We start from the raw sequence: 12776 nt of genomic DNA, 5'->3' as shown, positions 1-12776 counted from the left end.
CGCCGGCACGGACGGACACTCAGACATGCGGGCAGACCACGGAGAACCCCGCCACCCCGACCCACCGCAAACCCGCCCCCATCACCCCGCCCACCACTCACGTCCCCGACCTACCGGAACAGGCCGCCAACACCGGCCACGCATCACGCTGACTGCAGCAGGACTCGGCTGCGCCGAGGGGGCGGGTGGGCAAACACCGGCTGGCAAGAACCAGCTGGGGGGAGAAGGGCCGAGCCGGCAGAGCGCCGCCCCACCCCGGCAGCGCCCCCTACCCCCGCTTCGCCCGTAGGACACAGTCCCCGCACGTGCCTCCGCCGGGGGCGCGGTAGTACAGACAGCAGCTGTTGCGGACGAAGGCGAAGCCCAGGCCCTCCTCGTGGATGAAGGTGCCGCTGCCGGCCAGCGGGCCGGTCTCCAGCAGGGCGGCGACGAGCGGCACCGGCGGATGCGGAGTGTCCGGAAGCGCTCCCGTCAGCACCCGCAGCGCCCCGACCAGCGCGGACGCCGCGTTGCCCCGCAGCACCTTCGGCGACAGGGCGTACCGCCGGCGGACGGCCTCGTCGAGGACGCGCAGGTTGCCGTCGAGCACCTCAGCCAGGCCCTCGGCAGGCGGCCCGGGCAGGGCACGGGGACCGGGCAGTGCCAGTTGGAGCGAACCGCCGCGCGGCAGCCGCCACCAGACCCGCTCCGGGGCCAGGTCCGGCACCCGGCCGCCGAGTGCGGCCGCGCCCAGCGCCAGGGACCAGAGCCGCGAGGCGATCCCCAGCTGCGCGGTGGAAGCGGCGATCCGGTCCGGGCCGGTGCCCAGACGCCGGCCGACCTCTTCGACGTACGGGCCGAGCTCAGACCCGTACAGCTCCGTCAGCGGCCGGAACCCCGTACCAACACCACTACGACCGGAACCGCCACCGGTATCCGCGGTGAAGAACGGCCCGACGGCGGCCAGTCGCCCCATGATCTCGTCCACGACCCCAGTATCACCACAGATCACCCCACCCCATCAGGCACCCTCCCTGCCTCCCCCTCCCCTTCTTCCTGCCCCTCCCCTTCTTCCTCCCCCTGCTCTTCTTCCTCCCCCTCCCCCTCCCCCGCCGACGAGCTCCGCCGCCGCGCTGTCGAGCAGCATCTCCAGCGCCACCGGGTACGCGCTGTCCTTCATCCGCGCCGCCAGCAGCCCGGCCGTCGCCGCGATGTGCGGATGGGTGTCCGCGGGCAGCCGGGCGTACGTGCGCTCCCACATCTCCTCGTCGGCGGCGCGCGCCTCCGCGGCGAGGGCGAGGGCGCCCGCGTCCAGCGCCGCGAAGGCCAGGCTCTGGTCGATGAAGGCGTGGTATATCCGCACGGCCGCCGGGTCCGGGAATCCGGCCGTGCGCAGCACGCCGAGCACCGCCTCGTCCGCGGCGATCTCCCGGGGCCGTCCGGTCACCCGGCTCGCCGTGAGCACGGCGGCCTGGGGATGGGCGAGGTAAGCCCGGTGGATGCGCAGGCCGAGAGCACGCAGGTCGGCGCGCCAGTCGCCGCCATTCCCCCCGCCACCCGGCTCCCAGCCGTCGAGCGCCCGCCCGGTGAGCTCCTCCCCGATGGCCCGGGTCAGCTCGTCCATCCCGGCGAAATACCGGTACAGCGTGCTGGGGTCGGCGCCGAGGGCGGCGCCCAGCCGGCGGGCGCTGAGCCCGGCGCTGCCGTGCTCGCGCAGCATGCGCAGCGCGGTCTCGACGATCAGCCGCTCCGACAGGACCGTCCCGCTCCGGGTCGGCCTGCGCCGTTTGCGCGCCGTCTCGGGCACCACCTGCTTGGCCATGGGAACCTCACCCTTCCACGGCCGAGCCGCAGCCGTGCGCCCTCTGCCGGGCGCCTTATGCCAACACCATTGACGTTATCGCGACCCCGCGGGTTTCATCACCCGCACAGACCTCCGGGCCCGGCAAGGCAGCCGCTTCGCCGACGGAACGTCCCGGAAACCGGAACCTAAACCGGGAACCGGGAACCCGGAACCCGGAACCCGGAACCCGGAACCGAAACACGGAACCGGAACCCGGAACCCGGAACCCGGAACCCGGAAATCCAACCCTCATGGAACATGGAAGAGAGTCCGCCATGCGTGTCCTGCTCGTGGGTGCCGGCGGTGTGGGTACCGCGATCACCCGGATCGCCGCCCGCCGCTCGTTCTTTACCCACATGACCGTCGCCGACTACGACCTGTCCCGCGCCGAGGCCGCGGTGAGTGCGCTCGGCGCCGCGGAGAGCCGGTTCGAGGCGTGCCGCCTCGACGCCTCCGACGAGGCGGCGGTCACCGCGCACCTCGCCGAGGGCCGCTACGACGTCCTCCTCAACGCCACCGACCCGCGCTTCGTCCTCCCGCTGTTCCGGGCGGCGCTCAGCGCGGGCAGCCACTACCTCGACATGGCGATGTCCCTGTCGTACCCCCATCCGCAGAAACCCCACGAGCAGTGCGGGGTGAAGCTCGGAGACGCTCAGTTCGAGCTCGCGGCCGAGTGGGAGAAGGCCGGCCGCCTCGCGCTCGTCGGCATGGGCGTGGAGCCGGGCCTGTCCGACGTCTTCGCCCGCTACGCCGCGGACGAGCTGTTCGACGAGATCGAGGAGATCGGCATCCGCGACGGGGCGAACCTGACCGTCGCGGGGTACGACTTCGCACCCTCCTTCAACATCTGGACCACGATCGAGGAGTGCCTGAACCCGCCGGTGGTCTACGAGGCGGACCGTGGCTGGTTCACGACCGAGCCGTTCAGCGAACCCGAGGTCTTCGACTTCCCCGAGGGCATCGGCCCGGTCGAGTGCGTGAACGTCGAGCACGAGGAGGTGCTGCTGATCCCCCGCTGGGTGGATGCCCGGCGCGTCACCTTCAAGTACGGGCTGGGCACGGACTTCATCGACAAGCTCAAGACCCTGCACGCACTGGGCCTCGACCGCACCGAGCCGCTGACGGTCCCGTCGGACGGCGGCACCGCCCGCGTCTCGCCCCGCGACGTCGTGGCCGCGGCGCTCCCCGACCCGGCGTCCCTCGGGGACAGGATGACGGGGAAGACCTGCGCGGGCACCTGGGTCAAGGGGCTCAAGGACGGGCAGCCCCGCGAGGTGTACCTCTACCACGTCGTGGACAACGAGTGGTCCATGCGGGAGTACGGCTCCCAGGCGGTGGTCTGGCAGACCGCCGTGAACCCGGTCGTGGCGATGGAGCTGCTGGCCGGCGGCAGCTGGGAGGGCTCCGGGGTGCTCGGCCCCGAGGCCCTCCCGCCCCGCCCGTTCCTGGACCTGCTCACGGAGTACGGCTCACCGTGGGGCCTTCGCGAGCAGTAGAGCAAGGCAGCCGGCCCCTCAAGACCCCCGAACCCCCGAACCCCCGAACCCCCGAACCCCCGGACCCCCGGACCCCGCCCCACAGGCCCCGGGGCCCCCGGGCCCCCGCCCCCCCCCCAGGCCCCCAGGCCCCCAGGCCCCCAGGCCCCCAGGCCCTCAGGCCCCCGGGCCCGGCCCCACCGGCGGGTAGGGGATCTCGGCCAGGACCGGGATCAGGGACTCCTCCTCGTAGTCGAGGTGCGTCCGCAGTTCCATGCTCATGCGGTCCAGGTCCGCGAGGAACGGCCCGGGTTCGGCGGTGCCGATGTCCCGCAGCAGGGCGAGCAGTTCGGCCTTGATGCGCGCCACCGTGACGTGCTCCTGGCGCAACCGCGCGAGGGGCGCGGCCAGATGGGCGTACTGCGCTTCGAGTGCGGGGAAGACGTGACGGTCCTCGCTGGTGTGGTGGAACTCGAGCGATTCGCAGAACGCCAGGCAGTGCTGGCGCAGTTGCAGGCCGAGCCCGGGGGCGGGCGCGTCGCCCGGACCCGCGTGGGCGGCCCGGGCGGCGAAGTGGGCCTCGGCCTCGGCCCGCACGTGACCCAACTGGGACCGCAGCCATGAGTGGATCTCCACCAGTTTTTCCGCCATGTTCACCGGCGCTGCGGGCGCCGCGCCCGGCTCGGGGCCCGAACGCTCCAGGACCACGACCGGCAGGATCCGGCTGGTCTGCTCCTGGTACTCCCCGTAGCCGGGTTCGGCGCGGACGACCTCGGCGAACAGCCGGTCGCGGCGCTCGCCCTCGGCCGGTACCGCGATCGCCTCGAACTCCTCGGTGCCCAGTTCCACGCGGACCATGGGGTGTGCGAGGACGTTGTGGTACCAGGCGGGGTGCCGCGGCGCGCCGGCCGCGGACCCTATGACCATCAGCAGGCCGTCGGTGCGGACGTAACCGAGCGGCACGGTGTGCTCGTTGCCGGACCGGGCGCCGACGGTGGTGAGAAGCAGCAGGTCGCCACCCTCGAAAGGCCCGCCGACCCGTCCGGCGTTGGCCCGGAACTCGTCGATGACGCCCTGGTTGAAGTCGTGGAAGGACGCCTGAGCGGCGTCGGTAGGAGCGGAAGAAGGCATGGGTGTGTCGGTCTCCGGACAGGTGTGATCGCGGATGAGAACGCGATGAAAGATGGCGCGATGAGGGCACACGACGACGCAGGTGTGAGGCCTCAGGAAAGACGAAACTAGGGAGTCAGGGGCAGCGCGCGCACGACGGCGCTCGCTCAGATGATCAGACGCTTGATGCGGAGTGTGAACTCATGACATCGCCCCTTTGTGAAGGGTGACTGCCCGACGACGGCCCGCCCACTGCTCTTCGGCCGGCGCCACGCAACACCGCCCCCATGAAAAACCAGCCGACCGGAGGCTGTCAACCTTCGACAGCCCCCGCGGCCCGAGTCGCCGTGCGGCGCTCACCCCGCCCGCCCAGCCGCCTCACACACCGTCATACGCCTTCTGCAGGGCGGCGATGTCTAGCTTGACCATCTTCAGCATGACCGCGGTGGTACGGGCGGCCCGCTCCGGGTCCTCGTCGCCGATCAGGTCGATCACGATGCTGGGAACCACCTGCCACGACACCCCGAACTTGTCCTTGAGCCAGCCGCAGGCCACGCCCTGCCCTCCCCCTGCGGTCAGCGCGTCCCAGTAGTAGTCGACCTCCTCCTGGTCCTTGCAGTGGATCTGGAAGGAGACGGCCTCGTTGAAGGTGAACTGCGGGCCGCCGTTGATCCCGACGAACTTCTGGCCGTTGATCGTGAACTCCACGGCGAGGACCGATCCGGCCGGGCCGGGACCCAATTCGGTGTAGTAGCCGATCCGCCCGAGGGCGGCGTCCTTGAAGATCGACATGTAGTGCTGCGCGGCCTCCTCGGCCTGGCCGTCGAACCACAGGCAAGTGGTGAAGCCCTTGGCTGCATTCTCACTGGACATGACAGTCTCCTTGCCGTTTCTTGCCACGCGCCGCTTTCTGCGGTCTCGACAACCTCGCCGTTCCGACGGTCCTCATCTGTACCGACTGCCCGACCCGCCGAAACTCATCGCTCGCACGGGCGGCCGACCGCCCGGATAGCGGACGCCGGACTCCGCAGAAGCGGGCGATTTCCGGCCAGGGGCCGAGTCCGCAAGGATGGGGCCCATGACCGAGATCTACACCCCCCGCCTCCTCCTGCGCCGCTGGCGCGAAGAGGACCTGGTCCCCATGGCCGAGATCAACGCCGACGACGAGGTCATGCAGTGGATCGGCGACGGCGCCGTGCTCGACCTGGAGGAGACCGCCGAGGCCATCGAGCGGTGGGAGGAGGAGTGGGACGACGAGGGCTTCGGGCTCTTCGCCGTCGAGCTCCTCGGCTCGGGCGAGCTGGCCGGGTTCACCGGCCTGTCGGTGCCGCACTTCCTGCCCGAGCTCAGCCACGAGGTGGAGATCGGCTGGCGGCTCGGGCGCCCGTTCTGGGGCCAGGGCTACGCCTCCGAGGCCGCGCACGCCGCTCTGGAGTTCGCCCTCCAGGACCGCGGGCTGGACCACGTCATCAGCATCTGCCGCCCCGAGAACAGCGCCTCCGAGAACGTCATGACCAAGCTCGGCATGGCCCTGGAGCGCGAGACGACGGATCCGCGTCACGGTCACCCGCTGCGGGTCTTCGGCATCGACCTCACGGAATTCGCGGCCTAGCCGCGCAAGCCGACCCGACCGACCCGAGCCGACCCAACCCGAGCCGAGCCGAGCCAACCCGAGCCGACCCAACCCGAGCCGACCGACCGACCCCGAAGCGGAACCAGTCGGCCCATCCGAATCACACCAGACTGAACCACAGCGAACCGAACCACCCGCAAGCCCCCGCAGGAACGAGGAAGCGACCATGACCATCGAGTGGCGTTACACGACCCAGAAAGGGCTGGGAGTCCTCTCGCTGGCCGGCTACCTCGGCGCCGATGCCACCGCCCGGTTCACCGGAGCGGTCGGCTGGGCCCTGGCCCGGGGCACCGGCCCGGTCGTCCTCGACCTGACCGAGCTGCGGGGCTGGTCCACCGGCGGCCGGCTGGCCGTCGCCGATGCGGCCAGGCGGCTGGCCGAGGGCGGCCGGGCCCTGGAGCTGGCGGCCATCCCGGCCGACGGCTCGCTGGTCCCGGACGGCGCGCACCCGCCGATCCCGATCCACTGCGACCTGGAGTCGGCCCTCGCCCGGCACGGCGACCCGGCCGGGGAGGCCCGTGAGTGGCGTACGGACGACTGGCCCGCGAGCCTCTGACCGGCCGGCCGGAGCTCTGACCAGCCCAGCCCCGGAAAACCCGTTGGCCGGGCCGCTCACCCGATGCGTACGCTCGCGCCATGGGAAGACCTCTTGTCGCGATCCTCAGCGGTGCCGGCATCTCCACCGACTCGGGCATCCCCGACTACCGCGGGCCGAACGGCCTGTGGCGGCAGCGCCCCGGCGCCGAGAAGCTGGTGACCTACGACTCGTACATGGCGGACCCGGAGGTACGACGCGCCTCCTGGCAGCTGCGCCGCGACGTGGGGACGCTCGGTGCCGAGCCCAATGCCGCGCACCGGGCCGTCGCCGAGCTCGAGCGCAGCGGGGTGCCCGTCCGGGTGCTGACCCAGAACGTGGACGGACTGCACCAGCTCGGCGGCATGCCGGACCGCAAGGTGTTCGAGCTGCACGGCACGGCGCGGGCGGTGACCTGTACCCGGTGCCACGTCCGCTCCTCGATGGACGACGCGCTGGACCGGGTGGCCGCCGGTGAGCCGGATCCGCCCTGCCTGGCGTGCGGCGGGGTGCTGAAGGCCGCGACCGTCATGTTCGGCGAACGGCTCGACCCGCAGGTGCTCGGGCAGGCGATGGCCGTCGCCAAGGGCTGCGAGCTCTTCATCGCGGTGGGTACGACGCTCCAGGTGCAGCCGGCCGCGTCGCTGGCGGGGATGGCCGTGGACCACGGCGCCCGGCTGATCATCGTGAACGCCGACCCGACTCCGTACGACGACCGGGCCGCCGAGGTGATCCGCGAGCCGATCGGCACGGCGCTGCCCGGTCTGCTGGCCGGGATCGCCCGCGAGTCCTGACCTCGCACGACCGAACCACACCGCACCAACCGAACCGAACCGGCCCCGGCAGCCGTGGCTGCCGGGGCTCCCATGAACCCGACGCGAAGGTGACCGGCGGCCGCTCAGATCACCGCTGCGGGCGAGGCGATCACGAAGTCGGAGGGGTCGGCGCCGCCCTCCTTCGTGTCGTCGTTGACGAACACGACCGACTCGATCGGCACCCCCCGCTCGGCACTGAGCTGCGCCACCAGCTCCTGCAGCACCACCGCCTCGAGCACCGTACGAGGCCCCTCGGCGATCCCGGCAGCCCCACCGAGCCCGGCGGCCCCGCCGCCCTCCGGCAGCCGGACCGTGAAGAGGTGTTCGGCGGGCTCCACCTCCGCGGTGGTGACCAGCAGGGTGCAGTGCCCCGCGCCGGACAGGGAGCGGGCGAGCCCGATCTCCCGGCCCGCACCGAGGACCACGTGCAGGGTGTTCCCCGCCGACTCCATCGCCCCGTGGAGGTAGTTCCGGGTCGCAGAGGCCGCCGCCGTCATCCGGACCACCTCGCGCAGGAGCAGCGCCCCCTCCTCGGCGGAAGCGCGGGAGGCTCCCGAGGCGACGACGTCGGCGGCGATACAGCGGGCGGCGCGGGCCCGCAGGGCGGCGATGACCTCGGCGGCCCGGTGCCGGACCGCGACGGTCCGCGCGGCGATGTCGTGCCAGGGGTCTTCGTCCGCCTTCCGGCCGGTGAGGGCGCCCGCGATCAGGTCCAGGGCGACGAGGGTGCCGGTGTAGCCGACGGTGGAGGCGTGCGAGTCGGGCTCGTTGCCGAGGTCGACGGCGAGGTCGGCCAGCCTCCCGAGGGGCGACGGCACGACGTTGAGCACGGCGGTCTTCATCGCCTCCGGGGCGTTGCGGAACGCCGCGAGCGTGTCGGAGCTGCGCCCGCCCTGCGACACGGCGATCAGCGCGTCCGTATCGAATCCCCGGGTGCCGTCCTCGATCTCGCTGGACAGGACGCGCTGGGTGACCAACCCGTGGGCGCGCAGCTGGTGGACGGGGAGGGCGAGGGCGGCGTACGAGGCGCCCATGCCGGTGAACAGCGGGCGCCGGGCGGACCGCAGCCCGGCCGTCCCGGGTTCGGCGAGAGCGTGCCGGACCCGGCCGGCGATGCGTTCGAGGGCGGCACCCTGGTCGGCCTGGCCCTGGAGGAAGGTGGTGCGGGATCCGGTCATGACGGGGATTCCTTTCGGTCAGGACTTCTGGGCGACTCGACGGCGTACCACTCCGCGGCGTGCCACTCGACCACGTGCCACTCCACGACATGCCACTCCACGGCGTGCTACTCGACGCGTGCTCAGGTTCGCGTTCCCGGCCTGGTGTCGGCAGCCGAACGCCGACGATGGCCTACCTGAAGATCACGTGGTAGAGGGCCGAGAAGCCGCCTCCTGCGGCGAGGGCGCAACACCGCTCCCCGCTGCCTCCGTGGCCGCTCACGACACGGGCACGGTCTCCATGAAGGCGAGCAGGGCGGCGTTGAACCGGGCCGGCTGCTCGGCGCCGGGGAGGTGGCCGGCCTCGTCGATGACGGCGAGGGTGGCGTGCGGGAGCAGCTCGTGGAGGGTACGGGCTTCGGACACCGGGGTGTACTCGTCGTCGGCGCCGACCAGGACCAGCGCCGGGGCGGCGAGCGCGGCCAGGGAGGGCCGGTAGTCCGGGCGTTCGGCGCGGCCGCGCAGGGCCGCCGCTGCCCCCTCGGGTGCGGTGGCCCGCATCATGCCGAGCACGTGCGCGGCGACGTCGGGCTTCCCGGTGACGTGGTACGGAGCGATCATCTTGCCGATGACCTCCTGCGCGTACCCGTTCATGCCCTCGGTGAGCAGCCGTTCGGCGAGCGCTTTCCGGGAGGCCTTGCCCTCCTCGGTCTCCGCGATCGGCGAGGTGTCGGACAGGACGAGGGCGAGCACCCGGTCGGGGTGGGCGAGGTGGAACTCCATGGCGATCTGGCCTCCCATGGAGACGCCGCCGACCACGGCGCGGTCCACATCGAGGTGGTCGAGGAGGGCGGCGAGGTCGGCGGCGAAGTCCGCGAGCAGGGTCTTGCCGGAGACCACGTCGCTCTGGCCGTAGCCGCGCAGGTCGGGCAGGATCACGCGGTGGCCGGCGGCCGTCAGCGCGGCGGCCTGCGGGTGCCAGAGAGTGTGGTCGAAGGGGTGCCCGTGGACGAGCAGTACGGGCGCTCGTCCGGCGGGTGCGTCCTGCGGCGGGGTGAGGTCTTCGTAGCGGAGGGTCGCGCCGTTCACCGTAAGGGAGTTCATGCGTTCACCCTACGAGCGGCGTCGTCGCGGACGACCCCCGGACCGAAGTCCCCGGACCCCGCGACCCCGTGCCGGGCGGCCGCTCCGCGCTCCCGGACGGCAAGGGTCTGCTTTACGGAATGCCAAGAGAAGTAAAAACACGCAACCCGCACGGCCCGATCGGCATCTACAGGTCGGAAACGGAAACCGCCCCCCCGGGGCATGCTGCACAGTCCGGAGCACGCACACGATGTCGTACGCACCCCACGAGCCGCGGCCCGAGGGCCACCACCCCCAGCGCCCGCGCGCCCGCCGCTGGGTGATCGCGGGCGCCGGCGTGGCCGCGCTCGGGCTGATCGCCTGGCCCGTCATGTCGCACTTCGAGATACCCCCGTTCACGGACAAGGGGGACCCGGTCTCCTTCGGCGCTCCCGCGACGCGCGATCCGGGCGCCGCCAAGCAGCCGGGCGGCGGGCCGAAGAAGCAGGCCCAGGGGCCCTCGGCGCTGATGCCGACCGGTCCGGCCGCGGACTTCAAGAACTCCATGACGCTCGACGACGGCACGCACGTCGCCGTGACGACCTTCCACGGCAAGAAGTCCGGCTTCACGGGCAAGGTCTGGGTCTGGGCCCCCAAGGAGTACAGCGAGGAGAAGTTCGCCGCGAGCGGCTTCCCCGTCATGATCGCGCTGCCGGGCGGCGCCGGATACCCGAACAACTACTGGATGGGCACCGACCTCGGCCTCCAGAAGAGCATCAGCAAGTGGTACGAGGAGGGCAAGAGCAAGCCGTTCCTGCTGGCCATGCCCGTACTCAACCCCGGCCCCGACGACCAGGGCGTCTACTGGGACGGCTCCGACATCCCCGGCCAGCCCAGGATGGGCACCTGGCTCACGGAGGACGTGCCGGACCTGATGCGGGAGAACTTCCGCACGGTCGACTCGCGCGACGGCTGGGCCTTCATGGGCTCCTCGACGGGCGGCTTCGCGGGGCTCAAGGCCGTGCTGAAGCACCCCGACAAGTTCAAGGCCGTCATCGCGTCCGGCCCGGACATCCTCCCGGACTCCCCGCTGTGGAAGGGCCACGACAAGGAGAAGGCGGAGAACAACCCCGAGCTGCTGGCGAAGGACCTCATCGCCGGTAAGGGCCCGGACGTCTACCTCGCCTTCCAGGCCGGCACCAACGAGAGCAACAAGAACACCCTGCCGAACGTGCGCAAGTTCATCGCGGCCTTCGGCAACAAGGGCCCGGTCCACACCCAGCTGAACGTGATCGAGGGCGGACGGCACAACGCCAAGACGTACGTGCCCGCCATGGGCGAAGGCCCCATCCAGTGGATCAGCGAGCACATGGCGGGCCCGGTCCCCGCACCCTGACCGGCGGCGGGCGTCGTCAGATGCGGGCGCGCTCGGCCTCCGGCGCCTCCTGCCGGGGGCCGCGGAACGGATGCGGCTGCTCCGCCGCATCCCACGCCTCCCAGCCGGGCTCGCCCGACACCGCGAAGCGCACCCAGGCCCGGTGCATCTCGTCCGCGAGGGCCTGCGGTGCGCCCGGCCCCGCCAGCCACGCCGACTCCGCCACCGCGAGCGTGTCGAAGACGAACCCCAGCTCCAGCGCGTGGCACGAGCCGAGCCCGGGGATCCCGGAGCGCCAGGAGAACTCGTACACGTGGCACGGCGCCTCGCCGCGCGAGCGGGCCAGGGCGCGCAGCGGGTCCCGCAGCAGGTGGTCGGTGAGCAGCTGCCCGAGCACCTCGCCCGCGCCCGCACGCGGCGCCGCCGTCCGGCGGGCGCGCACCTCGGACGGCCCGCGTCCGCTGCGCAGCATGCCTCCGGCCAGGGCCAGCAGCCCCAGCCGGTCCAGCCGGGGCAGCAGCCCGGTCGGCGCCAGCCACAGCCGGTACTCCTCGGTGGTCCAGCCCAGCAGCAGCGGCACCCCGCGCCCGGCCCGGCCTTCGACGAGCGCGGTGAGCGGGTCTTCGGGGACGACGTCGCCGTCCGTGACGATCCCGAAGGCGGGCCCGCCGAGCAGCGGGCTGGAGCGGCGCAGGACGGCGCCCTGTGCGGCCAGCAGCGCGTCCCGGTCGACGGCGGCGAAGGCGGCGGCCGTCGCGGGGACCTTGAGTGCGGCGGCCATCCTGCGCACCATGGCCCGTACCTTGTCGCGGGGCAGCGCCTCCGGGGCGCCGCTCTGCAGGACCGCCCGGCGGAAGAGGCCCTCGGCCCGCGGCGAGGCGAGCAGGGCGCCGATGCTGATCGCTCCGGCGGACTCGCCGAACACCGTGACGCGGCCGGGGTCCCCGCCGAAGGCCCCGATGTTCTCATGCACCCATTCCAGGGCGGCGATCTGGTCCCGCAGGCCGCGGTTGTGCGGCGCGTCGGGGAACACCCCGAAACCCTCCACGCCGAGCCGGTAGTTCAGCGAGACCAGGACGACCCCGTCGCGGGCGAAGGCCCGGCCGTCGTAGACGGGTACGGCGGAGGAGCCGCGGGTCAGCGCCCCGCCGTGGATCCACACGAGGACGGGGAGGCGGGCCCCGCGCCCCGGGTCGGGTGTCCACACGTTCAGGTTCAGGCAGTCGTCCCCCGGCACCACGGGGTCCGGGAGCAGCGAGGCGAACGGCTCCGGATAGGGCACTTTGGGTGCGGTCGGCCCGTACGCGACGGTGTCGCGGACGCCGTCCCAGGGCTGCGGGGGCGCGGGGGCGGCGAAGCGCAGCGCGCCGAAGGGCGCGGCCGCGTAGGGGATGCCGCGGAAGACCGCGATGCCGTCCTCGGTCCTCCCGCGGACCCTTCCGTACCGGGTCTGTGCCTCGACGGCTCCTATCGCCCCGACCGGCTCCGCGTCCGCTCGCTCCATGCCGCTGCCACTCCGTTCCGCTGCCGGTGCGCCGCCGCGCCGTGCGCGGTGGTGCCTGCCGTCATCCCAGCATCCCCGGGCGCGGACCACCACCGGCGGCGGGGGATGCGCTGCGCCGTCCCATGATGCGGCGCGTCCGGTTGTGCCCCGCGCACAGGGGCCTCGCCCTCCTACGGGTGACTTGGCGTGACCCGGGGCCGGACGGGTGGTTGAGCCGACCGCAGGCGTGCGTCCTCGGCATGCGTGAGA

12 protein-coding genes are annotated in these 12776 nt (G+C 72.6%); 5 read left to right on the top strand and 7 right to left on the bottom strand.

The features are described 5' to 3' along the window. Positions 1–268: 268 nt before the first annotated feature. Together ACZ7H1_RS04510 and ACZ7H1_RS04505 are read right to left on the bottom strand one after the other, a co-directional pair. Complete coding sequence (locus ACZ7H1_RS04510; RefSeq protein ID WP_470783685.1) at positions 269–967, bottom strand: (2Fe-2S)-binding protein; 699 nt, start codon at positions 965–967, stop codon at positions 269–271. A gap of 33 nt (positions 968–1000) precedes the next feature. Then, positions 1001–1801 (bottom strand): TetR/AcrR family transcriptional regulator, encoded by an 801-nt coding sequence (locus ACZ7H1_RS04505; RefSeq protein WP_470783683.1) that lies wholly within the window; start codon positions 1799–1801, stop codon positions 1001–1003. 296 nt (positions 1802–2097) lie between these two features. Between ACZ7H1_RS04505 and ACZ7H1_RS04500 the strand changes: the two genes are divergently transcribed. Further along, on the top strand, positions 2098–3318 hold the full coding sequence (locus ACZ7H1_RS04500) for a saccharopine dehydrogenase family protein (RefSeq protein WP_470783681.1): 1221 nt from the start codon (positions 2098–2100) through the stop codon (positions 3316–3318). A gap of 156 nt (positions 3319–3474) precedes the next feature. Here the strand turns inward: ACZ7H1_RS04500 and ACZ7H1_RS04495 are convergent, their stop codons facing one another. Both ACZ7H1_RS04495 and ACZ7H1_RS04490 read right to left on the bottom strand, forming a co-directional pair. Next, positions 3475–4428, bottom strand: a complete 954-nt coding sequence (locus ACZ7H1_RS04495) for a nitroreductase/quinone reductase family protein (protein ID WP_470783680.1) — start codon at positions 4426–4428, stop codon at positions 3475–3477. Positions 4429–4785: 357 nt separating this feature from the next. After that, a complete protein-coding gene (locus tag ACZ7H1_RS04490) occupies positions 4786–5280 on the bottom strand; it encodes a VOC family protein (protein WP_470783679.1) in 495 nt (164 codons plus the stop codon). A 205-nt stretch (positions 5281–5485) separates the two neighbouring features. Between ACZ7H1_RS04490 and ACZ7H1_RS04485 the strand changes: the two genes are divergently transcribed. The 3 genes from ACZ7H1_RS04485 (at position 5486) to ACZ7H1_RS04475 (ending at position 7408) form a co-directional block, all read left to right on the top strand. After that, positions 5486–6019 carry a GNAT family N-acetyltransferase gene (locus tag ACZ7H1_RS04485; protein WP_470783677.1) on the top strand — a complete coding sequence of 178 codons (534 nt, stop codon included), beginning with the start codon at positions 5486–5488 and terminating at the stop codon, positions 6017–6019. Positions 6020–6206: 187 nt separating this feature from the next. Continuing rightward, on the top strand, positions 6207–6596 hold the full coding sequence (locus tag ACZ7H1_RS04480; RefSeq protein ID WP_470783675.1) for an STAS domain-containing protein: 390 nt from the start codon (positions 6207–6209) through the stop codon (positions 6594–6596). A gap of 80 nt (positions 6597–6676) precedes the next feature. Beyond that, a complete protein-coding gene (locus tag ACZ7H1_RS04475; protein ID WP_470783674.1) occupies positions 6677–7408 on the top strand; it encodes an SIR2 family NAD-dependent protein deacylase in 732 nt (243 codons plus the stop codon). Between the two features lie 104 nt (positions 7409–7512). Here the strand turns inward: ACZ7H1_RS04475 and ACZ7H1_RS04470 are convergent, their stop codons facing one another. Both ACZ7H1_RS04470 and ACZ7H1_RS04465 read right to left on the bottom strand, forming a co-directional pair. Further along, positions 7513–8607, bottom strand: a complete 1095-nt coding sequence (locus ACZ7H1_RS04470) for an SIS domain-containing protein (RefSeq protein ID WP_470783672.1) — start codon at positions 8605–8607, stop codon at positions 7513–7515. Between the two features lie 258 nt (positions 8608–8865). Then, positions 8866–9690 (bottom strand): alpha/beta fold hydrolase, encoded by an 825-nt coding sequence (locus tag ACZ7H1_RS04465; RefSeq protein ID WP_470783671.1) that lies wholly within the window; start codon positions 9688–9690, stop codon positions 8866–8868. 229 nt (positions 9691–9919) lie between these two features. Here ACZ7H1_RS04465 and ACZ7H1_RS04460 point away from each other — a divergent pair, with 229 nt between their 5' ends. Then, a complete protein-coding gene (locus ACZ7H1_RS04460) occupies positions 9920–11044 on the top strand; it encodes an alpha/beta hydrolase (RefSeq protein WP_470783669.1) in 1125 nt (374 codons plus the stop codon). Positions 11045–11060: 16 nt separating this feature from the next. Here the strand turns inward: ACZ7H1_RS04460 and ACZ7H1_RS04455 are convergent, their stop codons facing one another. Beyond that, a complete protein-coding gene (locus ACZ7H1_RS04455; RefSeq protein WP_470783667.1) occupies positions 11061–12527 on the bottom strand; it encodes a carboxylesterase/lipase family protein in 1467 nt (488 codons plus the stop codon). Positions 12528–12776: the final 249 nt, after the last annotated feature.

It is taken from the genome of Streptomyces sp. NPDC037401 (assembly GCF_055602345.1).
This window is presented reverse-complemented; position numbering and strand designations above follow the sequence as displayed.